The 26,488-nt window shown below is 62.6% G+C and carries 25 protein-coding genes and 1 CRISPR repeat array; of the genes, 11 read left to right on the plus strand and 14 right to left on the minus strand.

Annotation, left to right across the window (positions count from 1 at the left end; all coding sequences use genetic code 11):
• Positions 1–39: 39 nt before the first annotated feature.
• Positions 40–2,076 carry a TonB-dependent receptor domain-containing protein gene (locus FNJ84_RS10205; RefSeq protein WP_143792981.1) on the minus strand — a complete coding sequence of 679 codons (2,037 nt, stop codon included), beginning with the start codon at positions 2,074–2,076 and terminating at the stop codon, positions 40–42.
• Between the two features lie 144 nt (positions 2,077–2,220).
• On the opposite strand from FNJ84_RS10205, the gene FNJ84_RS10210 reads away from it, so the two are divergent.
• The 7 genes from FNJ84_RS10210 to FNJ84_RS10240 all read left to right on the plus strand — a co-directional run bounded on the left by FNJ84_RS10210 (position 2,221) and on the right by FNJ84_RS10240 (position 9,324).
• Positions 2,221–3,255, plus strand: a complete 1,035-nt coding sequence (locus FNJ84_RS10210; RefSeq protein ID WP_143792982.1) for a hemin-degrading factor — start codon at positions 2,221–2,223, stop codon at positions 3,253–3,255.
• Complete coding sequence (locus FNJ84_RS10215; RefSeq protein WP_143792983.1) at positions 3,252–4,124, plus strand: hemin ABC transporter substrate-binding protein; 873 nt, start codon at positions 3,252–3,254, stop codon at positions 4,122–4,124. Before FNJ84_RS10210 ends, FNJ84_RS10215 begins: the two co-directional genes overlap by 4 nt.
• Positions 4,124–5,194: an iron ABC transporter permease gene (locus FNJ84_RS10220; protein WP_143792984.1), complete on the plus strand. Its 1,071-nt coding sequence runs from the start codon at positions 4,124–4,126 to the stop codon at positions 5,192–5,194. The genes FNJ84_RS10215 and FNJ84_RS10220 overlap by 1 nt, the downstream gene beginning before the upstream one ends.
• 5 nt (positions 5,195–5,199) lie before the next feature.
• Positions 5,200–5,979: a heme ABC transporter ATP-binding protein gene (locus FNJ84_RS10225; protein ID WP_143792985.1), complete on the plus strand. Its 780-nt coding sequence runs from the start codon at positions 5,200–5,202 to the stop codon at positions 5,977–5,979.
• Positions 5,980–6,292: 313 nt separating this feature from the next.
• A complete protein-coding gene (locus tag FNJ84_RS10230; RefSeq protein ID WP_143792986.1) occupies positions 6,293–7,276 on the plus strand; it encodes a tripartite tricarboxylate transporter substrate binding protein in 984 nt (327 codons plus the stop codon).
• A gap of 65 nt (positions 7,277–7,341) precedes the next feature.
• Positions 7,342–7,773 (plus strand): tripartite tricarboxylate transporter TctB family protein, encoded by a 432-nt coding sequence (locus FNJ84_RS10235; protein WP_143792987.1) that lies wholly within the window; start codon positions 7,342–7,344, stop codon positions 7,771–7,773.
• Between the two features lie 12 nt (positions 7,774–7,785).
• The gene (locus tag FNJ84_RS10240; RefSeq protein ID WP_143793062.1) at positions 7,786–9,324 is read left to right on the plus strand and encodes a tripartite tricarboxylate transporter permease; all 1,539 of its coding nucleotides are present in this window, start codon (positions 7,786–7,788) and stop codon (positions 9,322–9,324) included.
• Between the two features lie 50 nt (positions 9,325–9,374).
• Here FNJ84_RS10240 and FNJ84_RS10245 read toward each other — a convergent pair whose 3' ends face one another.
• Positions 9,375–10,310, minus strand: coding sequence for a GntR family transcriptional regulator (locus FNJ84_RS10245; RefSeq protein WP_185968483.1), 936 nt, complete (start codon positions 10,308–10,310; stop codon positions 9,375–9,377).
• Positions 10,311–10,696: 386 nt separating this feature from the next.
• On the opposite strand from FNJ84_RS10245, the gene FNJ84_RS10250 reads away from it, so the two are divergent.
• Both FNJ84_RS10250 and FNJ84_RS10255 read left to right on the plus strand, forming a co-directional pair.
• Positions 10,697–11,734, plus strand: a complete 1,038-nt coding sequence (locus FNJ84_RS10250) for an Ldh family oxidoreductase (protein WP_143792989.1) — start codon at positions 10,697–10,699, stop codon at positions 11,732–11,734.
• An 80-nt stretch (positions 11,735–11,814) separates the two neighbouring features.
• Entirely contained in the window at positions 11,815–12,093 is a 279-nt protein-coding gene (locus FNJ84_RS10255; RefSeq protein WP_143792990.1) for an SH3 domain-containing protein, read from the plus strand.
• 930 nt (positions 12,094–13,023) lie between these two features.
• Here FNJ84_RS10255 and FNJ84_RS10260 read toward each other — a convergent pair.
• From FNJ84_RS10260 to FNJ84_RS10315, 12 genes are all read right to left on the minus strand, one after another.
• Complete coding sequence (locus tag FNJ84_RS10260; RefSeq protein ID WP_143792991.1) at positions 13,024–13,293, minus strand: hypothetical protein; 270 nt, start codon at positions 13,291–13,293, stop codon at positions 13,024–13,026.
• A gap of 275 nt (positions 13,294–13,568) precedes the next feature.
• Positions 13,569–14,862: direct repeats of the CRISPR family, unit length 32 nt; unit sequence GTTTCGATCCACGCCCCCGCGAGGGGGGCGAC.
• Between the two features lie 187 nt (positions 14,863–15,049).
• Positions 15,050–15,340, minus strand: a complete 291-nt coding sequence (gene cas2 / locus FNJ84_RS10265; protein WP_143792992.1) for a CRISPR-associated endonuclease Cas2 — start codon at positions 15,338–15,340, stop codon at positions 15,050–15,052.
• A gap of 1 nt (position 15,341) precedes the next feature.
• Positions 15,342–16,376 (minus strand): type I-C CRISPR-associated endonuclease Cas1c, encoded by a 1,035-nt coding sequence (cas1c, locus tag FNJ84_RS10270; protein ID WP_143792993.1) that lies wholly within the window; start codon positions 16,374–16,376, stop codon positions 15,342–15,344.
• On the minus strand, positions 16,373–17,011 hold the full coding sequence (gene cas4, locus FNJ84_RS10275; RefSeq protein WP_255471156.1) for a CRISPR-associated protein Cas4: 639 nt from the start codon (positions 17,009–17,011) through the stop codon (positions 16,373–16,375). The genes cas1c and cas4 overlap by 4 nt, the downstream gene beginning before the upstream one ends.
• A complete protein-coding gene (gene cas7c, locus FNJ84_RS10280) occupies positions 17,008–17,961 on the minus strand; it encodes a type I-C CRISPR-associated protein Cas7/Csd2 (RefSeq protein WP_143792994.1) in 954 nt (317 codons plus the stop codon). The genes cas4 and cas7c overlap by 4 nt, the downstream gene beginning before the upstream one ends.
• Entirely contained in the window at positions 17,958–19,694 is a 1,737-nt protein-coding gene (gene cas8c / locus FNJ84_RS10285; protein ID WP_143792995.1) for a type I-C CRISPR-associated protein Cas8c/Csd1, read from the minus strand. The genes cas7c and cas8c overlap by 4 nt, the downstream gene beginning before the upstream one ends.
• Complete coding sequence (cas5c, locus tag FNJ84_RS10290) at positions 19,691–20,389, minus strand: type I-C CRISPR-associated protein Cas5c (RefSeq protein ID WP_143792996.1); 699 nt, start codon at positions 20,387–20,389, stop codon at positions 19,691–19,693. The genes cas8c and cas5c overlap by 4 nt, the downstream gene beginning before the upstream one ends.
• Before the next feature lie 368 nt (positions 20,390–20,757).
• Positions 20,758–22,980: a CRISPR-associated endonuclease Cas3'' gene (locus tag FNJ84_RS10295; protein ID WP_143792997.1), complete on the minus strand. Its 2,223-nt coding sequence runs from the start codon at positions 22,978–22,980 to the stop codon at positions 20,758–20,760.
• A gap of 62 nt (positions 22,981–23,042) precedes the next feature.
• On the minus strand, positions 23,043–23,285 hold the full coding sequence (locus tag FNJ84_RS10300) for a hypothetical protein (RefSeq protein WP_143792998.1): 243 nt from the start codon (positions 23,283–23,285) through the stop codon (positions 23,043–23,045).
• A 479-nt stretch (positions 23,286–23,764) separates the two neighbouring features.
• Positions 23,765–25,105: a type II toxin-antitoxin system HipA family toxin gene (locus tag FNJ84_RS10305; RefSeq protein ID WP_143792999.1), complete on the minus strand. Its 1,341-nt coding sequence runs from the start codon at positions 25,103–25,105 to the stop codon at positions 23,765–23,767.
• Entirely contained in the window at positions 25,095–25,355 is a 261-nt protein-coding gene (locus FNJ84_RS10310; RefSeq protein ID WP_114350845.1) for a helix-turn-helix transcriptional regulator, read from the minus strand. The genes FNJ84_RS10305 and FNJ84_RS10310 overlap by 11 nt, the downstream gene beginning before the upstream one ends.
• A 49-nt stretch (positions 25,356–25,404) precedes the next feature.
• Positions 25,405–25,689, minus strand: coding sequence for a hypothetical protein (locus FNJ84_RS10315; protein ID WP_143793000.1), 285 nt, complete (start codon positions 25,687–25,689; stop codon positions 25,405–25,407).
• Between FNJ84_RS10315 and FNJ84_RS10320 the strand changes: the two genes are divergently transcribed.
• Both FNJ84_RS10320 and FNJ84_RS10325 read left to right on the plus strand, forming a co-directional pair.
• Complete coding sequence (locus FNJ84_RS10320) at positions 25,663–26,190, plus strand: HNH endonuclease signature motif containing protein (RefSeq protein WP_143793001.1); 528 nt, start codon at positions 25,663–25,665, stop codon at positions 26,188–26,190. The two genes, FNJ84_RS10315 and FNJ84_RS10320, sit on opposite strands and share 27 nt — an antisense overlap.
• Positions 26,187–26,459: a bacteriocin immunity protein gene (locus FNJ84_RS10325; RefSeq protein WP_114350847.1), complete on the plus strand. Its 273-nt coding sequence runs from the start codon at positions 26,187–26,189 to the stop codon at positions 26,457–26,459. The genes FNJ84_RS10320 and FNJ84_RS10325 overlap by 4 nt, the downstream gene beginning before the upstream one ends.
• The last annotated feature ends 29 nt before the right edge of the window (positions 26,460–26,488 follow it).

A 26,488-nucleotide genomic window follows, 5' to 3' on the forward strand; every position in this document is an offset into this window, starting at 1 on the left:
CCTTGCGGGTCGGTGCGGGCAGGGACTGGCGGCCTGGGCCTAGAACTGCCGGCTGAGCGTCAGCTTGACGTTCCGCCCCGGTGCAGGCCCCGTCAGATAGGTCGCGGGCGTGTAGTCGCGATTGGTGACGTTGTCGACGCCCATATACACCTGCAAGCCCTGCAAGGCCCCCTGCTGCGGGGTCCAGATGGCATAGATGTCATGGACGCCGAAGCCGCCGCGATGGCTGCCATCGGGCTTGTCGCGCCCGTCGGCCAGCAGGCTGCGCGCGCCCAGTTTCCATTCGTCGCTGGCCTGCCAGCTTGCCGACAGCTGAAGCCGGTTATTGGGCAGCGTGTCCAGGGTCGTGCCGTCCTGATCCTCGCCGTTCACGACCGAAACCGCTGCGCCGAACTGCCAGGGGCCGGTCAGATAGCTGGCCTCCAACTCGCCGCCCCGCAGATAGGCGCGGTCGATATTGACGAAGGATGGCGAGGGCGCCGGCAGGTTCGAGCGCACGATCATGTCCGAGATATGGTTGCGGAACAGTGTCAGCTTCATCGCCGCTTCGTCACCGGCGCGGAAGACGTCATTGGCCCGGTAGCTGACGCCAATCTCGATATTCTTGCCCTGCTCATCGTCAAGATCGGGCGAGGCCGCGCCACCGGCAAAGCCGTCATACAATTCGTCCACCGTCGGCATGCGATTGACGAAAGCCAGCGATCCAAAGGCCGACCAGCTGTCGGTCAGCCGATACATGACGGAAATCTGCGGCTCGACCGATTCCGCGTCGACGCGCTCATCCGTGGTGGTGACGCTGCCCTTCGGCTCGGTCCGCTGCTTTTCATAGCGCAGCCCGGAATTGACGGTGAAGCGGCCCCATTCCAGTTCCGACCAGGCATAGATCGCGGCTGAACGGGTATACCCTTCGGGGTGGGATGACGAGATCATCGTGCTGGAGCGGTCCTGCTTGAAGGTCTCGGCCCCCACGGTCAGGAAATGGCTGTAGCCGGCGCCGGACAGGTCGGCGACGTTCTCGGCCTTCAGCCGCCACAGCGCATAGTCCCGCCGGCCCAGAAGCGTCGGCATGATCGGCTCGGCCGGGTTGCTGCCCTGTTGCACATCCTTGATCGTATTGGTGTAGGACAGCGTTACCTTGGCGTCGATATAGCGGTTGTCGGCGGGGTCCCAGCCCCATTCAAGCCGCGCGACCTGATCTCGGGTCAGGATGTCGCCCACGCCCCAGCCCGGAAATGTCGGGCCGAACAGGCCGATCTGCGCGCCCTCCAGCTGGTTGAAATCCTGATCGTCGCCCTCGGCTTCCAGATGCTGATAGGACAGTTCGACATAGTGATCGCCAAGGGTCTTGCGCGCCTTCAGCAACAGGTTCGGCGCATCGGAATTGGATCGCACGATGGTATTGCCGTCGCTGTCCTCGCTTTCGCCCAGCTTGCGATAGGCAAAGGCCGCCACCGCCTCGAAATCATCGGTCGGGCGCCAGCCCCAAGCCACGCTGCCCAGCACCGTATCGGGGTTCGAGGCATAGCCCAGCTTGACCCGCCCGCCGCTGGTCTTGCCCGGCGCGATCAGGTCGCTGGCGTCGATGGTTTCCATCGCGATCACCCCGCCAAGTGCGCCCGATCCATACAGTGTCGATGCGCCCGGACCGCGCAGCACCTCGACGCGCTTCAGAAAGTCGGGTTCCACGAAAAGCGCACCCTGACGGTAGCTTTCGAAGTATTTCTCTTCGCCGTCGATCAATTGCACGATCCCCGATTCATGCGCGGCGGAACCTGACGATCCAAAGCCGCGGATGTTGAAGCCCTGCCCGAAGAAGCTGGACGATCCCACCCCCGCAACCCCCGGCACCGTGGCCATCACATCGCCGATGCTGCCCGGCGCGATCTCCTCCAGCGCGGTTTCGTCGACCACGCTGACCGATTGCGGCACGGATGAGGCCACCTTCTCGACGCCGGCGCGCAGGACGATCGTATCCAGCGCATAGGTTGGCTGTTCGGCCTGGTCCTGTGCCAGCGCCGGGCAGGCAATGATCGTCGTTCCAAGCAGAAGGGAAAGCAGCGGCAGTTTGTTGGGCATTGGCGGAACCTCGTATCGCGCATGTCACATTTGCGCTGGCCCGAGGCTGGCATCTTGTGCCGGGTAATATTTCATACTAAAAAAGTCAAGTAACTGACGAGCCAGTGAAAGCAGCCAGTCGTTTTCCCAGAACGGAGGCATGTGATGAATGATTTGACGCCGGCACGGCTGCGCGAACTGAAGCGCGAGGCGACGGTGCGCCCCTATGATTTGGCCGCCCAGCTGGGCCTGTCCGAGGCCGCGCTGGTCGAGGCGGATCTGGGGTTGGGCGTGGTCAGGATCGACCCTGCGCCCGGCCGGCTGATCCCGGCGATCACGGAACTGGGCGAGGTGATGGCGCTGACCCGCAACGCATCCTGCGTGATCGAGAAGATCGGCACCTATAACGATTTTCACGATGGCGAACATGCCGCGATGACGCTGGACCGCGAGATTGACCTGCGCATGTTTCCGCGTCACTGGGTTCATGCCTATGCCGTGGAAACAGCGGGCGAAAAGGGTGTTCGCCGGTCCGTTCAGGTGTTCGATGCGGCCGGCGATGCGATCCACAAGGTGCATCTGCGCGAGGCTTCCGATCTGGCGGCCTGGGATGCGCTGCGGCGCGATCTGGCGCTTTCCGATCAGCAGGGGTTGTCAACATTTCAGCCAAGGGCCGAACCCGAGGGCGCCCGCATCGCCGAGGACCGGGCCGAGATGCTGCGCAAGGAATGGGTGCAGATGACCGATACGCATCAGTTCAACACGCTGGTGCGGCGGCTGAAGATGAACCGCCTGGGCGCCTATCGCGTGGCCGGCGAACCGCTGGCGCGGCAACTGGCGGTCGGGACGGTGCCGATCCTGCTGGAATGGCTGCTGGCAGAGGGGCATCAGGTGATGCTGTTCATCGGCAATGCCGGCTGCATCGAGATCCATTCCGGGCCGATCCGCAGCCTGAAGCCGATGGGCCCCTGGCTGAACGTTCTGGATGACAGGTTCAACCTGCATCTGCGGGCCGACCACATTGCCGAGGTCTGGCTGGTCGACAAGCCGACCAGACGGGGGCCGGCGATATCCGTCGAGGCCTTTGACGGGATGGGCAATCTGATCTTCCAATGCTTCGGCATGCGGGAGGAAAAGGGCGGCAATCCAAAGGCCTGGGCGACCATGACCGCCGATCTGCCTGGTCTGGGTGCGGCATGATCCGCGGCGCTGTTGTTTGGGCTGCGGCGGTAGCGGCGCTGCTGCCGACGCTGCCGGTCGGTGCCGAACCGCATCCCCAGGCGGCGCGTGTTCTGGCCATCGGCGGCTCGATCACCGAAATCATCTATGCGCTTGGGCAGCAGGATCGGCTGATCGCGCGCGACACCACCTCCAGCTACCCGGCCGAGGCGCAGGCTTTGCCCGATGTCGGCTATATGCGCGCCCTCTCGCCGGAAGGCGTTCTGTCGGTGGGGCCGGACCTGATCCTGTCGGAAGAGGGGGCCGGTCCGCCCGAAGCCATCGCCGTGCTGCAAGAGGCCGGCGTTCCATTCGAGACCATTGCCGGTGGCACGGATGCCGATGGGCTGATCGGCAAGGTTCAGGCCGTGGCCGATACGCTTGGCGTGCCCGAGGCGGCCGCAGCGCCGATTGCCGCGCTGCGCGCCGATCTGGATCAGTTGGCAACGCTTGCCGCGCAGGCCGGGCCGACAAAGAAGAAAATCCTGTTCGTGCTGTTCGTGACCGATGGGCGGATCACCGCCTCGGGCAAGGGAACCGAAGCTGACGCGATCATCCGCATGGCCGGTGCCGAGAACGCGATTGGCGATGTCGATGGCTACAAGCCCCTGACGGATGAGGCGATCACGGCGGCAGCGCCAGACATCATCCTGACGATGACGCGCGGCGATGCCGGCGACGATATGGATGCAAAGGCCGCCGAATTGCTGGCCATGCCCGCCATTGCGACCACGCCGGCGGGAAAGGCCGGCAAGGTCATCACGATGGACGGGCTGTATCTGCTGGGCTTTGGTCCGCGCACCGGCAAGGCAGGGCTGGATCTGCACGATGCCGTCTATGGTGAACCCTGATGGTTGCCGTTGATGCGCCCATCGGCCGGATCGCAGGCGACCGGCGCCATCTGGGTCGGCGGCTTGCCGTCTGGCTGCTGGCCCTGATGACGGGCCTGTGCCTGCTGTCTCTTGGCCATGGGGCATCGGGGATTTCGGCCCCCGCCGTTCTGGCGGATTGGCTGTCGGGGCGGCAGATTGCGGTGACTGACAGGGTCGTGCTGGTCGACATAAGGCTGCCCCGCATGCTGACGGGCGTTCTGGTTGGGGCCGCGCTTGCCGTGTCGGGGGCGATCATGCAGGGGCTGTTTCGGAACCCGCTGGCCGATCCGGGGTTGCTGGGCGTCAGCGCGGGGGCCTCGCTTGGGGCCATATCGGCCATTGTGCTGGGCGGCATGTTGCCGGCTGCGGTGACGGCGGTGATCGGCTGGCATCTGGTGTCACTGGCCGCCTTTGCCGGCAGTTGGGTCGCCATGCTGACGCTTTATGCCATTGCGACGCGGCGGGGGCAGACCTCGATCGCGACCATGCTTCTGGCGGGGATCGCGCTGGCGGCAATGATCGGCGCGGCGTCGGGGCTGATCATCTATCGCGCCGATGATCAGCAATTGCGCAGCCTGACATTCTGGTCACTGGGATCGCTGGCCGGGTCCAGCTGGTCCAAGCTGGCGGTGGCAGGGCCGATCATTGCGCTGGCGTTGATCGTGGCGCCCCGGCTGGCGCGGGGGTTGAATGGCCTGGCATTGGGCGAGGCCGCCGCCGCCCATGTTGGTCTGCGGGTGCAGCGGATCAAGTTTGCCTCGATCGTGGTGACGGCGGCTGCCACCGGGGCGGCCGTCGCGATCTCGGGCGGGATCGGCTTTGTGGGCATCGTGGTGCCGCATCTGTTGCGGTTGATCGCAGGCCCGGATCACCGCTGGTTGCTGGTGAATGCGGGGCTGCTGGGGGCCTCGGTCCTGCTGGCGGCCGATATGATCAGCCGCAGCGTTGTCGCCCCTGCCGAGTTGCCCATTGGTATCGTCACCGCAATCATCGGCGGGCCGTTCTTCCTGTGGGTGCTGCTGTCGAACCGCAGGGCGCTGGCGCTGTGAGCCTGATGGCGAGAAACATGACGGTCAGCCTTGGCCGGTCGCCGATCCTGCGCGGGGTGGACCTGACAGCCTCGGCGGGACGGCTGACCGCGATCATTGGACCGAACGGGTCGGGCAAGACCACGCTGCTGCGCGCCCTGACCGGCGAGATCGCCCCCGCCGAGGGCCGGGTCAGCCTGAATGGCGACGACATCACCACGCTGCAAGCACATGAACTGGCTGCCCGGCGCGCGGTTCTGCCGCAGCAGGCCACGCTGAGCTTTCCCTTCACCGCCTCCGAGATCATCCGCATCGGCCTGACGACGCATCCCGGTCCCGAACCGGCGCGCGATCTGCTGATCCGCAAGGCGCTGTCGGCCGTAGGCCTGCCCGCCCATGCCGGGCGGCTGTATCAGGAACTTTCGGGCGGCGAGCAGCAGCGCGTGCAGCTGGCGCGGGCGCTGGCTCAGGTCTGGCAGCCGGTGACGGCCGCCGGCCCCCGTTGGTTGCTGCTGGACGAACCGGTCAGCAGCCTGGATATCGCCCATCAGCTGACGGTGATGCGACTGGCTGCCGATTATGCGCGCCGGGGCGGGGGCGTGGTGGCGGTCATGCATGACCTGAACCTGACGGCGATGTTTGCCGATCACGTCCTGCTGTTGCGGCAAGGGCAGGTGCTGGGCGAGGGCGCACCCGTGGATGTGCTGACCGATGACCGGCTGTCACATGCCTATGGATGCAGGCTGGCCGTCGGGCGCGTTCCCGAGAAGGGGCCTTGGTTCCTGCCGCAGGTCGCCTCGGTCTGAGCATCCTGGCGCACCAGCAGGGTTGGCACGTTTCTGTGCGTTTTCAGATTTTATAATGCAACAATGCGATCCGCTGCCATTCCGCGAATCCTTATGGGTGCGGCGGGCCTGGCGGGCGAGCGGGGCGCCAATTTATGGCGATCGAGTTGCATGCAGATCGGTGGCTTACTGATGCGTCTTGCGGGGCAAGGGGCGCCGAATTGCATTTTTATGCGTATTAGATCAATTCTGACATTGCATTTATAAATATCAATGTGCAACAAATCCCTTTGTAAGAAACGGCGATTCGACCGCCGATCAAGGGGAGGAAACCATGCGCAATTTCGTTCTTGGGCTAAGCTGCCTGACCGTCGCGTCCATGCTTGCCATGCCGGTTTCGGCGCAGCAGTTCGCGCCGAAGAAACCCGAATGCATCGCCGGCGCCGCACCTGGAGGTGGCTGGGATTTCGTCTGCCGGACGACGGCCAAGGTCATGTTCGATCTGGGACTGGTCAAGGAGCGGATCCAGGTCGTGAACATGACCGGCGGCGGTGGCGGGGTGGCCTATGCCCATGTGGCCAATGAACGCGCGGATGATGACAACCTGATCGTGGCGGCTTCGAAAAGCGTGTCCATGCGGCTGGCCCAGGGGGCCTATCCCGGCAATACCATGCAGGACGTGCGCTGGCTGGCCGCGTTCGGCGCTGAATATGGTGCCATCGCCGTTGCCGCGAACTCGGACATTCGGACGCTGGACGATCTGGTGGCCAGCCTGAAGGATGATCCCCGCAGCATCGCATTTTCGGGCGGATCGTCGGTGGGCGGCAACGATCACCTGAAGATCCTCAAGCTGGCCAAGGTGGCCGGGATCGAGGATCTGCGGCAAATGAAATACGTCGCCTTCTCTGGTGGCGGAGAGGCGATCACACAGCTGCTGGCAGGCTCGGTGCAGGCGATATCCAGCGATTTTTCCGAGATCATGGGATTTGTCGAATCCGGTGATGTGCGCATCATTGCGGTGCTGTCGCCCGAACGGCTGGCGGCGTTCGACCAGTTCCCGACGGCAAAGGAACAGGGCTATGACGTTACAGGCCTGAACTGGCGCGGGCTTTATGTGCCCCGGAACATGTCGGACGAGGCCTATGGGTTCTGGCTGGATACGGTGCGGCGGATGACGGCCTCGGACGAGTTCAGGGATCTTCTGGTCAGTGCCGGGATCGAGCCGCTGTCGCTGTTTGACGCCGATGCCGATGCACTGGTGGCCAGCGATATCGAGGAAACGCAGGCCCTGTCCCGCGAACTTGGGCTGATGAACTAGGGTCAGCCGCATCCCGACCTGTCCCGGCCGGTGCCGGGACATCGCATCTTCAAGGAGACCACGCCATGAGCGATCGCATCATGGGGTTCGTCGGGTTGATCCTGTCGGGCCTGTATATCTGGGCGGCATTGCTGATCCCTGAAAGTTTCATGGCCGATATGATCGGCCCCGCCACATTTCCCATCATCATCGCCATCGCCATGGGGCTGGCAGCGATCGTGATGATCGTCCGGCCTGATATGGCGCCTCAATGGCCGGGGGTGTCGCGTCTGGTCGATATCGGGGCGGCGCTGCTGGTCATGGTCCTTTATGCCAGCCTGTTGCCGGAACTGGGCTTCATCATCGCGACCGCGCTGGCCTCGGCTTATCTGACCTGGCGTCTGGGGACCGCGCCGCTGATGTCGGTTCTGACGGGCATATGCACCGCACTGGGCATCTATGCGGTCTTTCATCTTGCGCTTGGGCTGTCGCTGGCGACCGGCCCGTTCGGCTTTTGAGGGCGCCGCATGATGGACACGACCCTGCTTCTGATCGACGGCTTTGCGACGGCGCTGACGCTGCAAAACCTGTTGCTGGCCCTGCTGGGGGCCTTTCTGGGAACGCTGATCGGTGCCTTGCCCGGCCTGGGGCCGTCAAATGGCGTGGCGATCCTGATCCCGATTTCCTTTTCGCTGGGGCTGGCGGCCATTCCGTCGCTGATCCTTCTGACCTCGGTGTATTACGGGGCGATGTATGGCGGGCGGATCAGTTCCATCCTGCTGAATATTCCCGGCGACGAGCCGGCGATGATGACCTGCCTTGACGGCTATCCGATGACCAGGGCCGGCCGCGCGGGCGAGGCGCTGGCCCTGTCCGGCCTCGCCTCCTTTGTCGGTTCGTTTTTCGCGACCTGCGGCCTGGTCATCCTGGCCCCGCAGCTTGTCGGCATCGCGCTGCTGTTCGGGCCGGCCGAATATTTCGTTCTGTATACGATGGCCTTTGCGACATTGGGGGGCATCTCGGCCGGCAATCAGGCCAAGTCCGTCTTTGCCGCCTGTATCGGGCTGGGTCTTGCCATGGTCGGGATCGACACCCAGACAGGGGTCGAGCGGTTCACCTTTGGCGAGGTTCATCTGTTCGATGGCATCGACTTCCTGATCGCCATCGTCGGGCTGTTCGCCCTGAGCGAGGTGTTCCATTTCATCGAGCATCACGGCACGCCCGGTCAGGTCGGGGCGGGGGGCGTCAAGGTGGGGCGGCTGGTGCCTGATCTGGCAACGGTCAGGCGTTGTGTGCCCACGCTTGGCCGGTCGACCGCCATCGGGTTTCTGGCGGGCGTGCTGCCCGGCGCTGGGGCCTCGCTTGGTTCATTCCTTGCCTATTCGGTCGAGAAGAAGCTGGTTGACCCGCAGGGTCGGACCTTTGGCAAGGGGGACCCGCGCGGCGTGGTCGCGCCCGAGGCAGGCAACAACGCGGCTGCGGGCGGGGCGCTGGTGCCGATGCTGTCCCTGGGCGTGCCGGGATCGGGGACGACGGCGGTTCTGCTGGCCGTGCTGCTGTCGTTGAACATCACGCCGGGGCCGATGCTGTTCGCCAAGAACCCGGATATCGTCTGGGGGCTGGTTGCGGCACTGTTCATCGCGAATTTCATGCTTCTGGCGCTGAATATTCCGATGGTCGGCATGTTCACCCGCCTGCTGATGATCCCGACGCGGATATTGATGCCGGTCGTCGCGATGATCGCCTTCGTCGGCATCTACAGCATCACCAATTCGACCTATGACATGCTGATGATGGTGGCATTCGGGGCCCTGGGCTGGGTCTTGCGCAAGCTGTCGGTGCCGCTGGTGCCGGTTATCCTTGGGATTCTTCTGGGCAACCAGATGGAGGTGAACTTGCGCCGCGCCCTGACGATCTCGGACGGTGACTGGTCGGTTCTTGTCGGCAGCCCCCTGGCGATCGTGCTGTGGGTGATTGCGCTGGCAGGCTTTCTTGCGCCGCTGCTGTTGGGTGCCATGGTGCGGCGCCGGATGAACGGCATGTCTGCGGGCGCGTCTGACGCCGACTGACAGGGTCCGGGCCGCCGACCTGTCCGGCCGGCGGCCCGGATCAGAATGGTCTAGCCGTTACCGGCGCCGTGCAGCAGGGGCGCGATCTCTTCATGGTTCAGCATGACGTTGCTGAGATGATGGCGCATGAACACGGCGGCCTCGTTCATCGCGCCACGGCGAACCAGCTGAATGATTTCCAGATGTTCCTGGGATTGCTTGTAATAGCGTTTCCGGTCGACCATCGAGCGATAGACGATCAGCCGCCGGATCTGGTTCACCCGCCGCAGCGCATCCAGCATATAGCGGTTGCCGCTGGCTTGCATCAGCGTCTCGTGGAACGTCACACCACGCTGATACAGCTTTTCCGCCGAGGCGGTCTCGATTTCTCCGTTGAGAAAGTCCCGCTCGGTCGCGGCCAGCCGGTCCAGCGTCTCGGCACTGATGCTGAATCCGGGTTCCAGCAGGGCGGCCGGTTCCAGTGCCTGACGCATGCGATAGGTTTGCGCCAGCGCGTCGGGGGTGCGCAGCATCTCGTTAAATTCCCAGCCATATCCCGGCCGCCGCTCGATCCAGCCTTCCTTTTGTATCTGGCTGAGAAGCGACCGCGCCTCGACCTGGGTCAGACCAAACCGGTCGCGAAAGGCCACCTCGGACATGGTGCTTGGCAGGTCGCCATCAAGCAGCTGATCGGCCACCGCGAAATAGGCATCCGACAGATGATCACGGGACGGCAACTGTTCCGACAGCCGGGCCTCATGTGCGGCCTCGGTCACGAAAAAGCCGCGATTGGTTTCGTGGCGCAGCACGCCCATTTCGGCCAGGATCAGAAAGGCCGCATGAATGGGCGAGCGTGACGTGCCCATCTGATCGGCAAGAATCTGGGCCGACATATGCGTGCCGGCCGAAAGCGGCCTTTCCTGGATGTGATTCGCGATCTGAGCGGCAAGTTTGGATTTCAGGTCGGACTTGCCGCGGCCCTGCCGGCCGGCTTTTCTGGTGTTCATCGCGTCCCCTTGCTGTGCGCAGCCCGCAGATCGGTCATTTCCACCGTAAAAGAGCAGCGGGCAATCCGCGACTGAAATGCGCATCTCGGCCCCGATTCGGCAGGTTTTCTACCTTGTCCGTGGTGCAATCTTGTCCAGATTCCGCTTGGCCCGAAGAATCAGAGGGCTGATGGATGGCATCAGCATGGCAGCGCGCACGGGCTGATCAATAATTGCATTTTTAAAATTAAAAAAGCTAATGTGAATTGATTTCGATGCTGGTGATGCTATAGGCTTCGCTTGAGAATGGGGCTGATCGTCAGTGCTCTGATCTATTCGTTCGCGGATCGGTGGTTGCTGGTTGCTGCCGACTGATCCGTGCCCATGCAAATGCAAAAGGTGGATCAATGGAAACGGCTGAATATACGATTATTTATGGTGTCGAATTGCAGAATTTGGCATCTGCCGCGCTGGTTCGCCTTGGGGTCGAGAACCAGCAGGCAGGTGACGCGGCCAAGGTCCTGACGCTTGCCGACATGATGGGCGTTCATACCCATGGCGTAGGCCGCGTCTTGTCCTATGGCGAGCGGTTGAAGATTGGCGGAATAAACGCCAAAGCACAATTTGATATGACCGAGATGGCCCCGGCACTTGCCGTTCTGGATGGCGATAACGGCCTTGGTCCTGCGGTTGGCATGAAGGCGCTGAACAGCGCGATGGCCATGGCGGAAACGACCGGCATCGCCTGCGTTCTGGTTCATGGCTCGAACCATTTTGGGCCGGTGGCGCCTTATGCATGGCTGGCGGCGGAGCAGGGGTTTGCCTCTTTCATCTGTTCAAATGCAACGACGACCATTGCACCGACCGGCGGCAAGCAGGCCCGGCTTGGCAATAACCCCCTGGGCTTTGGCTTCCCGGCGCCCGGTGGCGATCCGGTGATCCTTGACATGGCGATGTCGGTCGCCGCGCGCGCCAGGATCCGCAATGCCGCCGCCGCCGGACAGCAGATACCCGAGGGTTGGGCGACCGATTCCCAGGGTTTGCCGACAACCGATCCGGCGGCGGCACTGCGGGGCTTTCTTCTGCCTCTGGGCGGCTACAAGGGTTACGGGCTGTCGCTTTGCGTGGATCTGCTTGCGGGGGTTCTGGCAAATGCGGCCTATCTGACCCATGTGAAAAGCTGGGTCGATGCCCCCGGTTCAGCGCAGGATCTTGGCCATTCCTTCATCCTGATCGACACCAGAAAGCTGATGCCGGCGACCAGGCTTGCCGATCGCATGACGGATTTCGCGTCGATCCTGCACGAAACGCCGCCCGTGAACGCTGAAATGCCGGTGATGTTGCCGGGCGAAAGGGAAATGCGGTCGCTGAACAATGCACGGCAAGACGGGATCCGGCTTGATGGCGCATTGGTCGAAAAGCTGCGGGCCATTGCGCAATCCTGACCGCGTCCGGGCGGCGGCAATGCCTGCTGTCATTTGGCCTGATGCTGTCGTAGTGATGGTAAAACAAGTCAGGTTGGATAATGCGAACTCATTTTGCCGTTCTTTTCGCAGTCATGGTTGCCGCCGGGTGCGCGGTCGGTTCCGGTGTTGTGGTCAGGGGCGCAGGCCCGGACGATCTGCTGAAGCTTCGCGAAGGGCCCGGCCTTGAACATAAAATCATAATCGGCCTGCCCGACGGTACGCGCCTGACCCGGCAGAATTGCATGACCAATAACGGCAAGGTCTGGTGCAGGGTTGCGCTGACAGACAGGCCTGGTGTCACGGGCTATGTTTCAGCGGATTATCTGGCGCATCGCTGACGGCAAGATGTCGGTTCCAAACGGGCGGTCGGTTTGGCGTCTTGACGCTCGGCGGCAATCCCGCAAGCCGCCGGAAAGTGGCACAAGCTACCGCCGATGGGTCGCAGAATGTAACCTCGCAAACACGGCTGCGTGCGGTTTGCTGGCTGAACTGTCGGCGCGTGAATACTGCAACTTCAACGACGGCATGAATGCGCCGTGCTTTTGCTTTCGCGCCCGTCCGTCGCAGGCATAGCAAGCGGTGGCGGGTCTGGCGGTTAGACCGCATGAAACAGCAGCGTTCGGTCGCGTCTTTACCTGTCGCGGGTCGTCGGCAATGACGGCTACGAACCCAACCCCGACGCGCGGCAATGAACGGTCAGGAAAACCAACTATGCCCGAACGGGCGCGGAAATCCTGTTGCATTGGCAAAACGTGGTATACGTCGGTGAAGACCTACCGACACAGGCCGAACGCTACGCCATACCCGACTTGCCGGAACTGGCCGAAGGTGGGTTGGCCTTCCTTGTGCCCACACAATAGCTTGTGAAGGTGCCGGTGCCGTAGGTGGAGTTTCAGCCCGACCGGCGCGCGCCGCTTCCGAAGCGCGTCAAGCATCTGTTTTCGCATAATTTTCGTGAATCTTCGATGGTGAAGCATAGCTACGATACGCGCGAAGATCACGCAGTCAGCCAAACAGCCTTCCCAACCTTCGGATGTCTGTGTGTGGTTTGTTGGCGGAATTTGTGTCGCGCCAATTTCTCCAATGATATCAGGGACTATTGGCTCCGGCGGTAGGGTCCGGATCCGATCGCTCAACGCACTGAAATTGCGACACTTTTCCGGAGCGACCCCAGTCCGAATTCGCAGTGAGACAACCTTTGTGCCGTAACCTGTGCCATCTGGCAAGTGCGAGAAGAACACCGGCGTGGAGCACGGATGATCCCCGCTCTACGCTCCGCCAAGGAGTGCGTCGAGTGCAAGCGCTGTCGTCACACCGACGCCGAGGTCGCCCATCGCGGCTCTGAGGGCGCGAGGATCGACATGGCCGGCGCGGACAGCTTTTCCTGCTGCGAAGGCCGCAGCGACAAGTGTGGAGGCACCGACTGCTTCCAGTAGCTCTTCCGGCAGCTTGTCGCCCGGGAGTAGGCCAAAGGCTTTACGCACCTCCCCTTCGAGCGCGACGTTGCTGAAGCCGCTGCTGGAGATACCGGGAATCATGGCGGCGACCTCTTCGGTCGCCAGGATGTCGATTCCGGGATGGCGAGCCAGATGATCGTAGATGTGCTCGGGTGACCATGATGAAACGCAGGTCGATCCGGCGATTTGTGGCCCGGCCCTCGGGTGTCTCGTTCGACGCAACGGGGCGATCCGGGCCGTAGGCGGCCACTGAGAGCACCGGCTGTCTTTTGAGGTTCTGGTGCTGCATGACCTGTTCAGCAGCCTGCGTCATGGCGAAGACCCGCGTTGCGCGCCAGCGCGGCAAGGTGCAGGATGTTTCGATCCACGCCCCCGCGAGGGGGGCGACTCGACCCGGTAACGCTCGGACGCCTCGGCCAGCGGTTTCGATCCACGCCCCCGCGAGGGGGGCGACGGCTAAAGCGCCGTGACCAGATGGTTTCCTGGCGGTTTCGATCCACGCCCCCGCGAGGGGGGGCGACTCGTCGCCACTCAGCAGGGCATTCGCTATGCGCAGTTTCGATCCACGCCCCCGCGAGGGGGGCGACCGCTGTTTGTCGAATGGCTGATGGGTTGGCCGGTTTCGATCCACGCCCCCGCGAGGGGGGCGACGACCTTTCCGGCCGGCCCCGGTGTGGGACAACCTGCGTTTCGATCCACGCCCCCGCGAGGGGGGCGACAAGGGCGAGAACAGCGCGGATCACCTGACGCACGGTTTCGATCCACGCCCCCGCGAGGGGGGCGACTGCATCGCCGCTTTGATGAGGCGCAGCACAATCTGGTTTCGATCCACGCCCCCGCGAGGGGGGCGACCAAGCCGCAGATCGTTCAGCCGTGGTGGTTTGGTGTTTCGATCCACGCCCCCGCGAGGGGGGCGACTCGGGCGCACCGGGCACATCGGGTGGGACAACCATGTTTCGATCCACGCCCCCGCGAGGGGGGCGACATGGTTGCAAGCTGATCATCGTGGACCCGTGGAACGTTTCGATCCACGCCCCCGCGAGGGGGGCGACCGGGCGCACCGGGCACATCGGGAGGGACAGCCATGTTTCGATCCACGCCCCCGCGAGGGGGGCGACGCTTCTGCCGATCCTGCGCGAGAACATTGCCAAGGTTTCGATCCACGCCCCCGCGAGGGGGGCGACGATGGCCGTGCCGCGCTTTCCAGAGACGGGGCGCGTTTCGATCCACGCCCCCGCGAGGGGGGCGACTGGTGCTGGACGGCGGCGCGACCGTGGATGGCAAGTTTCGATCCACGCCCCCGCGAGGGGGGCGACTCAGCCCGCAAACCTTCGGATTTGTGCATGTCGTTGTTTCGATCCACGCCCCCGCGAGGGGGGCGACGGGCGCCCTGCCGGGCCTTGAGGGCGCGGTAGATGTTTCGATCCACGCCCCCGCGAGGGGGGCGACGATGGTCGGGCTATCGGCTGATGGAGGTCGTGGAATGTTTCGATCCACGCCCCCGCGAGGGGGGCGACGCCGAATTCGTTGACGATGGCCGCCGAATAGCGATGTTTCGATCCACGCCCCCGCGAGGGGGGCGACATGATCGCGCTTTCGGCATCGTCGAGGATAAGCTGTTTCGATCCACGCCCCCGCGAGGGGGGCGACATGGGTTGTTCTAACCCTTTGTTTCGAGGCGGGAAACAGTTGTGTCGTTGCGAACATGGGAGGAATATACCAGCGCAGCTGTCTGTTCGCCTGGGAAGTTATCGGAAGCACAGCGATTTCAAACAGCTGGCGCGTTGCGAACCTTGCGGGGAAATGCGGCACGCTTGGGGTTCGCAGAGAGCGCGGTTCAGATGATCAGGGGGCCATTCAGGTCGGTCGCGGGTTTGGCGCCGACATGCTCGACGCGGCGGGTCCAGTTTGCGCCAAGGTAGTAATAGCGCAGGCTGTCCAGCTCGGGAAGGATAATGGCCTCCAGTCGCGCCTTGAGGCGGGTCCATTGCGACGGGTCGACCTCGATCTCGAAAACCGAGAACTGAACGCGCTGCCCGAAATCCTTGCAGGCCCTCGCAATATGGCGCAGGCGCTTGCGACCTGCGGCGTCCTGCGTGTTCACGTCATAGGTGACAAGGACCAGCATGTCAGCTCCAGAACCAGGGCGGATAGGCGTCGATATCGCCGCGCAGATGCCGCGCCAGTATCTGCGCCTGAAGATAAGGCACCAGTCCGAAGGGCGCCTTTTCCTGCAGGAACGGGTGCTGGCGTTCCTGTTTCTTTCGCTCTTGCCAGGCCGTCAGGACGGTGCGCCGTGCCTCGTCGGTCAACAGCACCGCGCCACCATCCATCTGCCGGAAATCCGCGGCGCGCAACTGCCGGCGATTGACCAGCGACAGGGCAAGGCGGTCGGCCAGAGGCGCGCGCAACTCCTCCATCAGATCGAGCGCGAGGCTTGGCCGTCCGGGGCGGTCGCGATGCAGGAAGCCGACGGCAGGGTCCAGACCAACCGCCTCGCAGGCGGAGCGACAGTCATGGGTCAGCAGGGTGTAGAGAAAGGACAACAGGGCATTCATCGGGTCCAGCGGCGGGCGGCGCGAGCGGCCGGACCAGCGCAATTCTGTGTCGGGTGACCGGATCAGATGGTCGAACACGGAGAAATACTGCAGCGCGGCCTCGCCCTCCGAGCCACGCAGCAGATCGACGCTGCTATCGGCGTGCTGCACCCGGCGAAGGATCATCGCCATGCGATCGGCCGCGGCCTTCAGCGCATCGCCGGCGGCCGGGGTCATATCGCTTTCATAGTCGCGCAGGCTGCGGCGGATCACGGCGCGCTGATTGGCAATCTTGCCCAGGACGATGCTGCGGACAATTTCTGTCGCATCATCGGCCAGCCGATACTGTGCCCGCCGCAACAACACATTGCCCGAAACCGGTCCCTCGATCCGCGCCTGAAAGCGGCCGACGCGATCAAGCAGGGTAATGGTGATCCCGCGCTCGGCGCATATGCCGATCAGCGCCGGCGAAATCAGGATCGGCCCGAAGGCCATGACCGAGGCCAGCATGTGCAGCGGCACGCGGGCCTTTTCGGCGCCCTCCACCTCGGCCACGAGGTTCTCGCCGTCCTTCTTAAGTGCCGTGCCGTCGGTGGTGACATAAACCGTGTTCAGCAGCTTTTTCATGACAGCGCCCTGTCCAGCATCCGGTCGCGCCAGGCACGAACCGGACGGCCGACCATATCCGGGCGACACAGTTCGGCCAGCGAACAGGCGCGGCAGCGACTGCGATGCGGCGTGGGCGCAGGTGTCACGCCGCTACCCAGCACGAGGGCCAATTCGGCCACCGTGCTTTCTGTCAAAGCGCGCAGATCGGCGTCGAAGGGCACTGTCAGACGCCGTTTGGTCTGGGCATAGAACAACGCCCCCTGCCTGACGGGCTGGCCAGTCATCTCTTCCAGACACAGGGCTTGCGCGCAGAGCTGGACCTCATCGGCGCGGTGCAACTTGGGCTTGCCGCGCTTGTATTCGATAGGAAAGACGGTCTCACCATCCGGGCCCGGCGCGAACTCGACCAGATCGGCGACGCCGGTCAGGTTCAGCCGCGCGGACACGAGCGGCAGCGACAGAACCCGGCGCATCCCGCGCGCCTTGCGGCTGCCGCCCTTGTCGGCAACGGCATGCAGCACGTCACCTTCGGCGGTAAAGCGGTTTTCGGCCCAGACCCGCTCCAGATGGATCAGCGCCGCCTGCCGCAGGCAATAGACCGCGTGCTGCAAGGCCGAGATCGGAATCGACTCGCCTGCGCCACCGCCAGTCACAGCAGATCGAGGATTTCGACCCCCTCGGGCAGCCCCGCGTCGTCGATCCGCACGATGTAATCCCCGAATTTGCGCGCGGGGGGCAGGTTGCCAAGGCCCCGGTCGTCGATCTGGCGGAAATCGCCATCGACATTTCGGCCGATGCTGATCCGGTCGAACAGCGCATGGGCGGGGGCGTTGCCAAGCGCATTTGCGTGCCGAAACACGATCAGCCGGCGCGCCGTCATCTCACCCCGCGCGGCCGAGCGGTCATGCTCGAACATGTTCTTCAGCGCTTCGAACAGCAGATCCAGATCGGCCTCGGAAAAGCCGGTTCTTTCGGCGAACTTGGCCGAGATAAAGCCATGCGCGACGTAGAGTCCATAAGGCACGATATGCTTGCGGCCCATGGTGCGGTTGTCGGTGCGCACGTCGCCCTCATCACCCTCGGCGCGCTTCTTCTGCTCGGCCTCGTTCGTTGCAGCCATGCGCGTGATCGAGACTTCAACCGGCATGATCGGCTCGACCGAGCTTGCGAAGGTCATCTGCACCGGGCCTTTGACCTGCCCGCAATTGATGCCGGTGGACATGACCGCGCCAAAGGTCCGCACATCGAAGAAATTCGCACACATGAAATCGCGCAGGGCCCGCGCCTCGGCATCATCCATGGGGTTCAGCTTGGCGTCCTTCGCTGCCTTCGCATCATCGGGGCGCAAGGCGACATAGGCCTGACGATGTTTTTCATTCAGGATCGCGCCTTCCTGCACATAGATATGATGCCCGGCCTCGCCCTCGCGCGCCAGCTCAACGTAGTTCCTGATCTTGCGCTTCAGGCTGACATCGCTGACCAGCCCGTGATTGGTTTCGGGGTCCAGACGCGGCAGGTTTCCGGCATCGGGATCGCCGTTCGGATTGCCATTGGTTACGTCGAAAATCAGCGCGAAATCATGGCGTTGGGAAAGCGTGGTCATGCTGCATCCTCGGAATCTTTGGTCTTGTCCTGCTTGCGAAAGAAATCGGCGCGCTGATGGTAATAGCCAAGCCCGAACAGCGCCTGCTCGGCGGCCCCGAGTGCGGCCGGAATCGGGTCGGCAGCGGGTTCCATCAGGTCGGTGATCGAGGTCAGCAGTTTCTCCAGATTGACAGCGCGTCCCGGGCTTTGCTTGCGCAGTTTGGCAAAATGGTTGGCCGAGCCTGCATCCAGCGTGCGAAAAACTTTCTGCGGCGAGGCCGAAGCCGCACCATAGAATTTATCCTTGATGGTGGCGTTGATCCCGCCAAGCGCGGCACGTTGCACCTCTTCATAGACGGCGAACAGGCGGCCAAGAACATAGCCCCTGTCGGTATTGGCGGGGTCGAGCGCCACGGGAACCTCCAGTTTGAAATTGCGGATCAGGACGGATTTCAGGATCGCGACGCGCAGGGCATTGATCTGACCATCGGCGCGCAGGCGCATAAGCGCCGTTGAAAGCAGGGTCAGCGGATAAGGGGTGCCGGCCAGTATTGCGCGCAGCCATTCGCCCGCGACCAGCGGCGGCACATTCTCGCGCTTAGCCTGCGAGGCCAGTTCCAGCAGATACCGCCACAGGGGCGGCCAGCCATCGCGCGGGGGTGGTTCGATGGCGGTGTCGGACAGGAATCGCTGATAATTCGCGGTCAATTGGCCGAAATCATCCTGCCAGTAAAACCGAACCGACAGCCGCGCGGCATTTGGCGCGAGGCCCAGAACATGAAAGCGGACGCCGTCGGCCAGGTTCGGGGCGATCTGCGACAACCGCTGTCCCTGCCGGATCGCGTCCAGACGCGCGCGAATGTCAGAGGTCGCAAGCCGGTCCTCGGCCGCCGGGTCAATGAACGCCGCAAAGAAGGACTCGGCCTCCTCGGCAGCCTTCGCATCATCGCTATCCGCCCAGAACACAGTCGAGGCGTCGCCGATCTGGACCCGATGCCCGCTGTCCTTTTCCAGATAACGGTTCAGCACTGTCGTATAGGCAAAGGTCGCCGCTTCCGAGACGGGCGCGTTGTCGCCCTGATCGTGACCGTAAGATGTAAAGGCATCCAGATTGAAGGACACCAGACTTGCCCCCGACGATTGGGCGCCCCAAACGCCCTTGATCGACGGATGCAGCCGCGCGACCGGCGCCGACTTGCCAGTCACAAGGCAGATCTGCGCCTGCGAAGCGCCTTCCGCATTGATCCTGCTCCACAATTCACGGGCGGCAGGCCGGTCATGCAGAAAGCCGTCACGATACTCGTCGCTCAGCGCAAAGACGATGTTCTGGTCAGGCAAACCCTCGGACCAGATCGGCGGTTGAAACGCATCAGGCGTCCACGACTCCAGAAACTGCGCCAAAGCCGACAGGCCCGCATCATCCGTGCCCTGTAACCATTCGGCATGGCGCGCGCGAAACGCCGCATGTTCATCGGCGGTGCGCTTGCCCACACCCGCCGTCACGCCCAGAACATAGGCCGATTTGTCCCACAGGAAGTTCGGCGCAACGCTGACGGTGCGCTTTACAGCCTGCGGCACAATCATCATCCTCGGACTGCGCTTCTTGTCATCCGCGCGCAGGTCGATGACATGTTCGACCCCGCCATCAGGGCGCAGCACCACACAGAAACCGATCTTCTCGACCGAAAAGCCGAACGGGGGCGCGTCACTCAGCCGATCGTAGGCGCGGACCAGCGAGGCGAGCAGGCTCATCCCCGGATCTCCTCTGATCCCGGAGGCGGCACGTCCATCACGCCGTCGCGCAGGCTGGCGCGGAAGAACATCGAGGGACGCCCCGGCGCCGCGTGGTCAATATCCCACAGCATGAACCCCAGATCGCGCGGCGCGCCAAAGCCAAGATCAGCGGTCTGTGCCTTTTGATCACGGGCGGGCATTGGCGAATCGGGCGGAACCAGCGCGAAATGTGCGGCAAATTCCCGCGTGCCAAGGCAGGGTTGAGCGAAGCACTGACCGCGCGCGGCCCGGCGATTGAAGATATCAAGATGCTTGCCGTCGCTGTCATCCGGCCCGGCCTTCGACGTCATGCGGAAATGGGCCTCGATAACATAGGCCGGCGCGACCAGCACCGTCGAAGCCCGCTGTTGCCGATCCTCATCGACAAGCAATTGCACCCCCTCAAGATCGCCGCGTTTCATCGCCCGCTTGATTGTCCCCGCAGGCGCCTTGTGGCCCACCTCGTTGCGGCGGATCGACTGAAAGCGGATCGGCTCCAGCACATGGATGCGGTCGATCACCCAACGGATTGCAGGCTTCCAGTGGATCGCCTCAAGAATTCCGCGCGCGGCCGAAGGCGTCATCACATCATAAGAAACCCGCTCAACCTTCATTTCGGGGCGGGTGAACAGCGCATTCCTGCCCCAGACATGCAAGCGAATACCAAATGACATGAATACTCCAGATTTCCGGGCCAGATTACCCGGCAACACCCACAAGGCAAGGTAGTCGATCAGAGTCGGCAGGCGATCGTTGACATCTCTCAACGTATCTGCTAGCTTAACTTCACTCTAGTGTAAAGAGCGGACACCTCCCGGGAATGGAGAAGGGATATGAAGAGACGGCCTAATATCAGACGTAAATCATATGCCCTTCGTTTGCGGATCGGCTCGTTTTGCATCGCTCTTGAGCTGGATCTCGAACCCCCATAGTGGTCGGGCGTCGCACCTCAACAGCCCGTGGATAGAAACACTCTCGTGTAAAGCATGTAGTGAAAGCCAAAGTATCGCGCCCTATACACCGTATAGGGCGCGATTTTCAGTCAAATCAGCGAGGATTCCCCGGCAAGATAATCGGCATCCTCCCACCACAGACCGCTATCTTCATGATATAATGACGGATTATCGAGCACGCAGAACTGATCCCCGCGCGGGTTGGGATGATGGTAACTCGCATGGCCATTTTCGACCAGCTTCGCACGCGACTTGACCGGGATCTGGATGGTATATGGCTGCAAATCGCGGGCGATGAGGCTTGAGGGGACATCAGCAATAGCCAGACGGCCCACTGCCGCCGCCGCTTTGTCATCGCCCGGAACGATCACCGGCACCATCGGGCTGTCAATCATCCGATAGTCGGCGGCGGTCGTGCGGAAGGGAAAATCCGTGCCACCTTGCGCAAGGACAAAGCGGTCGGCCATGGGCTTGCCCAACCGGTCGGGACCCACGGTCCAGTAAACATCTTCGAACCAGTCGCGAATTGCCTCGGGCGACAGCAGGTTAGCGTGTCGGCTGGCGGTCCTCGCCATGGCATCGGCAAGCGCGCGGACCTCGGCAGGGGCCCCCTGACCCTCAGGTGAAAAGATCGTCAGGGTGCTGGCCTCGGGATCACGCAGACCGTTGCGGTTCACTCGCCCCGCAGCCTGCACACAGGAATCCAGCCCCGCCTCGGCGCGCCAGCCAACAGGGAAATCCAGATCGACCCCAGCCTCGATCAGGCTGGTCGCAATCAGACGGCACTGGGCCCCCGTCGCGAGGCGATGGCGAATATTCTCCAGAATGGCGCGGCGATGGGCGGGATATTGGCGGGTGGTCAAGTGGATCAGCCCTTCGGTCCCGGCGGCCTGGCCAGCCTTGAACAATTCCAGCGCATGTGCCCGGCTGTTCACGATGACGAAGCCTTGCGGCGTGGCAGACAATGCGCCGATCAGTGCGGTATCATCCATCTGCCCGCCGCGAACGACCTTCGCGCGACGCAACCGCTGCGCCAACCCCTCCGGATCGGGCGCCAGTTCGCGCCCCTCCAGCGGCAAGCCGCCCTGCTTCAACTGACGGCTGTCAAAGGCGGGCTGGGTCGCGGTGCACAGCACGACCGAACAGCCGTAATGCGCGCTGAGGACCTCGATCATCCGCAGCGTCGGGATCAGCAGCTTGCGCGGCAGACATTGCGCCTCGTCCAGCACAATTACCGACCCGGCGATATTCTGCAGCTTGCGGCAGCGCGAGGGCCGTGCGGCGAACAGGCTTTCGAACAGTTGCACATTGGTCGTGACGACCAGGGGCGCGGCCCAATCCTCCATCGCCAGCCGCATCTTGTCGCGGCCCTGCTCATCCGGCTTTTCAATCTCGATGGATGCGTGATGTTCCAGCACCGCATCGCCAAACAGATTACGGAAAATCGCCGCCGTCTGGTCAATGATCGAGGTGTAGGGGATCGCATAGATGATCCGCCGATGCCCATATCGCGCCGCATGATCCAGCGCGAAGCCCAATGATGCCAGCGTCTTGCCCCCGCCCGTCGGCACGGTCAGTGTGAACAGCCCCGGTTTCAATGCGGCGCGCTTGCGAATATGGGCCAGAATCGCGGCCCGCAACCGGTTCAGATCGCTGTCTGCTGAAAATCCGGCCATATGCGCATCGAAACGCCTGATCCACTCCGGCAGGCATTCTGACAGCGAAGGCCAATTCCGGTCCGGTTCGCGTTTTTCAAGCTGCGCATAAAACGCCTCGGTGTCGCGAAAATCCGCATCGACCAGACAGGAAAACAACAGTCTGATCGCGACAGAGAGATCGAACGCCCCGGTGGCGAGCCTAATCAGCGACTTCAGTTCGGCCCCGGCTGGCAATAGGTCGGCCGTGGCCGCATTGCTGATCGCCGGATCGATCCTGTCCTTGAAGTCCTCGATCCGGCGATCGAGGCTGCTCTCCGAACCGCGCCGATCCGGCAAGCCCGCATGATGGCCAAGAATGGCATAGGCCAAAGCCTCGGCGACAGGCCGCAGGGCCGGCGACGCTTCACGCAGTAACCACTCGGCTCCGGCGGTCGAGTGATCGACCCGAACGTTTTCACCGCACAGTATGCGGTCAAAGGCTGGATCGTATTTCCCGAAATCATGAAATAGTCCTGCGATACGAGCCGCATTTTTAAGACCAAGAGATCTGCCCCGGTCGCCCGCCAGAGCAGCACAAGCTTCCAGATGATTACACAAAATTTGCCAGTCAGCGCGATCTTCGCGTGTCCCGGAATGGGCATAATAGATCTTCATATCGGTACTTTCGGACCCCTCAACTAAATTAGTCACAATACTATATTAGCTTTTGTACGATCTCATGAGGTGGAGCATATGGGCGTTGTGGCAGAAGTCGGCGCCAAGGCCGCATTGGCGCAAGCGAGATCGAAGGCCGCAACCGCGGGGGGGCGCATCGGGGCGATTTCGCGCGCGACGTCGGCCGCTTCGGTCAGGAAGCGGCAGAGCTCCACGAGGAGCCTCACCATGATGTCGGGCGCGATCGCCATCGTTCTCTCCGTCATTCCGGCGAAGGCGATGTCGCTGAGAAGCATAAGCTTCACGGCGAGGACCTTCGCATCGCGGAGGACATGCGACCGAAGCGAAAAGAGGAGTGACATTTTTTAGGAGAGGGCACGCCACCCCAGGCCCGTAGGGCCTGGGGCCAGCGACGCCGCCAATGGAACCCGGTCGGGCGGTATTCGAGGTGCGGTTGCGATAAGGTTGTGAAACGCAAGTCTGCGACTCCTGGCCAGCGTTTGTGCCAAGCGGAGGGACAGGAATCGTGCCATGTCGGATAGTCTGCGACTCTTCACGCAGATTAGCCAACAATTTCAGGGCTTTGAAGATTATTGGCTCCGGCGGTAGGGGCCGGAGTGAAGGTGCAGCTAACACACTGATTTATCGATGAATAAGAGCCTCTTGCGAAATCAGCTCAAAAGGTCTTGTCACCATAAACATGCAGCACCTGGTTTGGACTTTCAAGGCCTGTTCGCGGGATGGCGCCTGAGAACTGCTGTCACGTGATATGATCGGACCCCGTTTATCCGGGATCTGCAGCCAGCAAGACCTTGATCGTCTCGGCACGTGCCATGGCATCTTGCGAAATCGCGTCCATCACAAAATCCGGCACCTGATCCTGCACCGCCTCGCGCGCACGGGCGAGGGCAGGGCCGAGGCGATCCACTAATTCCGCAAGCAGAGCCAACGCACGACCCTTAGGCAGACCGCTGGCGCGCGCTTCCTTCTCGAAATGGCGCGGGACGATATCGTCGATGCGGTAATGACCATCCACGGACATCGCCATGCGATAGCGCTTGCGCTGCAGCCGCCCCGCCTGCACGACAGGGGCAATGCTCAGGACATCATATAGCGGTGCCAGGCGGAAACGCCCTCGGCGACCAAGATGCAGGCTGAAGTTCTTGGCATGCCCATCAGAGGCTCCGATCAGATAAAAGAACATCTGCGCGCGCAGAAATGCCTCACGATCAAGGATCGGCTCGTCGGATTCGCGCAGCAGTTCCATGATCTGCCGAATGCTCGGACCACCCGAGCGCTGATATTTCTGTGTCGAGGCAAAACCGAGCGCCTGACAAAGATCCTCTTGCGGCAGACGCGTCAGCACCGCACCATTCCAGCGCCGGTCAAAGCGTTCGACCGCCAGCGCGCTGATGCCGGGCAGGGTGATCCGTTCGACCGAGGCCGCAGGCAGGCCAATCTCTTGGGCAAGGGTCATGCAAAACAGTTCGTTTTCAACGCTGTCGCTCAGGTCGATCTGGTCCGGCCCCGGCAGAACACCCATCGGTGTCTTGAAGATGTGACTGGTGGGCGTGATCCCGCGCGGCTTTGCCCAGCGGTCGCCGATCCTGAGGTAAGCGGTCTTTTCCTGCGCGCCGGCAATCGAGATCCTGAAATCGTCGTCCGGCCCTTGCGCCAGAGGGGCCATGGCCAGCCCCCGCAGATCGGCTGCCATCTCGGCTGCGCTGATCACACGATAGGCCATGTCCTGCGCTTCGGGCATCTCGCCTTGCGGCAGAAACTGCAGCGCACCCACGCAGTCTCGTCCCAGCACCGACAGCAGCGAAAACACGTCCTTGTCTGGCGCCGCGACCCGCTCGGCGATCTTGGCGCGCAATTCGCCCTCGGCATCTGGCAAGAGGTTGTCGAAGGCGGCAAGCACCAGATCCCCCCGTTGTGCGCCCTGCACCAAAGGCAGGACGCTGGCGACCGGAAAGGCATCTTCGCTCGCCAGCCACGCCGGGGAATAGCTGAAGCCGATCCCGCCATCCGCAGCCTTGACCAGCGTGCCGACGAGGATCTGCCCATGCCAGACGCCGGTCCTGGCCTGCCTTGCGCCTTGCCGGACGCGCTGCCTACGTGCCATGCCCGGGCGTATCCGCTTGTGCTGCGCGGGTGGTCATGCACAACTCGCCGCCGAGGGGCTCGAGCAACCGCAGATAGACATCAAGGCTCACCGAGACGACACCGGTCTCGATGTCGGAAATCGTCGATTGGGCCGTGCCTGTCGCCTTGGCGAGTTGGTTTTGCGTGAGGTTGCAGGCCTTGCGGCGCGCGCGCAGAGCGGCACCTGCCTGCCGCAAGCTGCGGATGCTGGTTGGGGGCAAACTGTCCATGCGGATGTATATAGCCCATGCGCGATATGATTTAAATATCCCTTATGAGCTATTTTTCGTGAATATCGTTTGTTGACGATAGCGGCCGATGGCGAAAATTCTCTGCGCTTCGGAGCGAGCGGTGATCTGAACCTTCGTTGAGCAACGAACGCTGGCTTATCGGGATGGCCGCCTGCGCCTGACCGCAGACGGCTGGGCGCAGGGCTGGACCGAGGTTTTCCCCGAGCTGACCGAGGAAGAGCGCCGCCTGGCCGAACTGCCCGGCTTTACCGCTGAACAGCGCGACGCGTTCATCCTGGCCGATCCGGTGCTGAACGACGGCCTGCCCGCCCATACCGGCCATGCGCCCGAGTCCGATCCGGTCGGAAATGTGATCTCGACGCCGATCACCGAGGAAGAATATGCCCAGATCTTGGCCCGGGCCCGTAACGAGCCGGGCGTCGCCTCTGGTGCGGGCCAGCAGGTCGGGGCAGACTGGTTGAATGCAGGGATCCGCACTGGCGCCATGCCAATCCCTGCGTCCGTGGCAGAGAGGCTGGAAGGCCGCCGGTTTGGCAGTTTCGATGCCTATCGGCGGGCGTTCTGGAAGGCGGTCGCGCAGGAGCCGGAGTTGATGGGGCAGTTTGACAGGCGCAGTCAGGAAGCAATCAAGAAGGGTTTTGCACCATCGACACCCAAATCGGTTCGGGTTGGTAAACGTGATCGATGGGAGTTAGATCACATAAATCCACTATGGAATAACGGCGAACTGTATGGTGCTGATAACCTTCAGATTATGCCACCAAAATCGCATATAGAAAAAACACGTGAGGATATGAAGGGATACCGGAGTTGATCGACTACATGAAGACAAAATCAATCTCTGAGCTTACCAAGCAAGAGTTTTTGGATTTTGTTGTATTTCTTGGAATGGCGCCTGGAAATACGGAGGCTGAAAATAGCCGCTGGAACAGGAAATTCGAAGATTTGGCTGAACACCCAAGCGGCACTGACCTACTTTTCTATCCAGAATCGGGAAAGGAATCGGACGAAGCTGTTGTCGATGAAGTCGAGCGCTACCGCCACGAAAACGGCCTTCCCGGTTTCAAGGACAGCGATTTCTGATCTGATTTACCTCCTGCGCCAGGGCCACC

This window comes from Paracoccus sp. M683 (assembly GCF_007096355.1).
Classification (GTDB): Bacteria; Pseudomonadota; Alphaproteobacteria; order Rhodobacterales; family Rhodobacteraceae; genus Paracoccus.

Coding starts and splice junctions, on each gene's coding strand:
- FNJ84_RS10205 (WP_143792981.1), bottom strand. CDS start 2,076: ATGCCCAACAAACTGCCGCTGCTTTCCCTTCTGCTTGGAACGACGATC.
- FNJ84_RS10210 (WP_143792982.1), top strand. CDS start 2,221: ATGAATGATTTGACGCCGGCACGGCTGCGCGAACTGAAGCGCGAGGCG.
- FNJ84_RS10215 (WP_143792983.1), top strand. CDS start 3,252: ATGATCCGCGGCGCTGTTGTTTGGGCTGCGGCGGTAGCGGCGCTGCTG.
- FNJ84_RS10220 (WP_143792984.1), top strand. CDS start 4,124: ATGGTTGCCGTTGATGCGCCCATCGGCCGGATCGCAGGCGACCGGCGC.
- FNJ84_RS10225 (WP_143792985.1), top strand. CDS start 5,200: ATGGCGAGAAACATGACGGTCAGCCTTGGCCGGTCGCCGATCCTGCGC.
- FNJ84_RS10230 (WP_143792986.1), top strand. CDS start 6,293: ATGCGCAATTTCGTTCTTGGGCTAAGCTGCCTGACCGTCGCGTCCATG.
- FNJ84_RS10235 (WP_143792987.1), top strand. CDS start 7,342: ATGAGCGATCGCATCATGGGGTTCGTCGGGTTGATCCTGTCGGGCCTG.
- FNJ84_RS10240 (WP_143793062.1), top strand. CDS start 7,786: ATGGACACGACCCTGCTTCTGATCGACGGCTTTGCGACGGCGCTGACG.
- FNJ84_RS10245 (WP_185968483.1), bottom strand. CDS start 10,310: ATGAACACCAGAAAAGCCGGCCGGCAGGGCCGCGGCAAGTCCGACCTG.
- FNJ84_RS10250 (WP_143792989.1), top strand. CDS start 10,697: ATGGAAACGGCTGAATATACGATTATTTATGGTGTCGAATTGCAGAAT.
- FNJ84_RS10255 (WP_143792990.1), top strand. CDS start 11,815: ATGCGAACTCATTTTGCCGTTCTTTTCGCAGTCATGGTTGCCGCCGGG.
- FNJ84_RS10260 (WP_143792991.1), bottom strand. CDS start 13,293: ATGATTCCCGGTATCTCCAGCAGCGGCTTCAGCAACGTCGCGCTCGAA.
- cas2 (WP_143792992.1), bottom strand. CDS start 15,340: ATGCTGGTCCTTGTCACCTATGACGTGAACACGCAGGACGCCGCAGGT.
- cas1c (WP_143792993.1), bottom strand. CDS start 16,376: ATGAAAAAGCTGCTGAACACGGTTTATGTCACCACCGACGGCACGGCA.
- cas7c (WP_143792994.1), bottom strand. CDS start 17,961: ATGACCACGCTTTCCCAACGCCATGATTTCGCGCTGATTTTCGACGTA.
- cas8c (WP_143792995.1), bottom strand. CDS start 19,694: ATGAGCCTGCTCGCCTCGCTGGTCCGCGCCTACGATCGGCTGAGTGAC.
- cas5c (WP_143792996.1), bottom strand. CDS start 20,389: ATGTCATTTGGTATTCGCTTGCATGTCTGGGGCAGGAATGCGCTGTTC.
- FNJ84_RS10295 (WP_143792997.1), bottom strand. CDS start 22,980: ATGAAGATCTATTATGCCCATTCCGGGACACGCGAAGATCGCGCTGAC.
- FNJ84_RS10305 (WP_143792999.1), bottom strand. CDS start 25,105: ATGGCACGTAGGCAGCGCGTCCGGCAAGGCGCAAGGCAGGCCAGGACC.
- FNJ84_RS10310 (WP_114350845.1), bottom strand. CDS start 25,355: ATGGACAGTTTGCCCCCAACCAGCATCCGCAGCTTGCGGCAGGCAGGT.
- FNJ84_RS10315 (WP_143793000.1), bottom strand. CDS start 25,689: ATGGGCGGGCAGGCCGTCGTTCAGCACCGGATCGGCCAGGATGAACGC.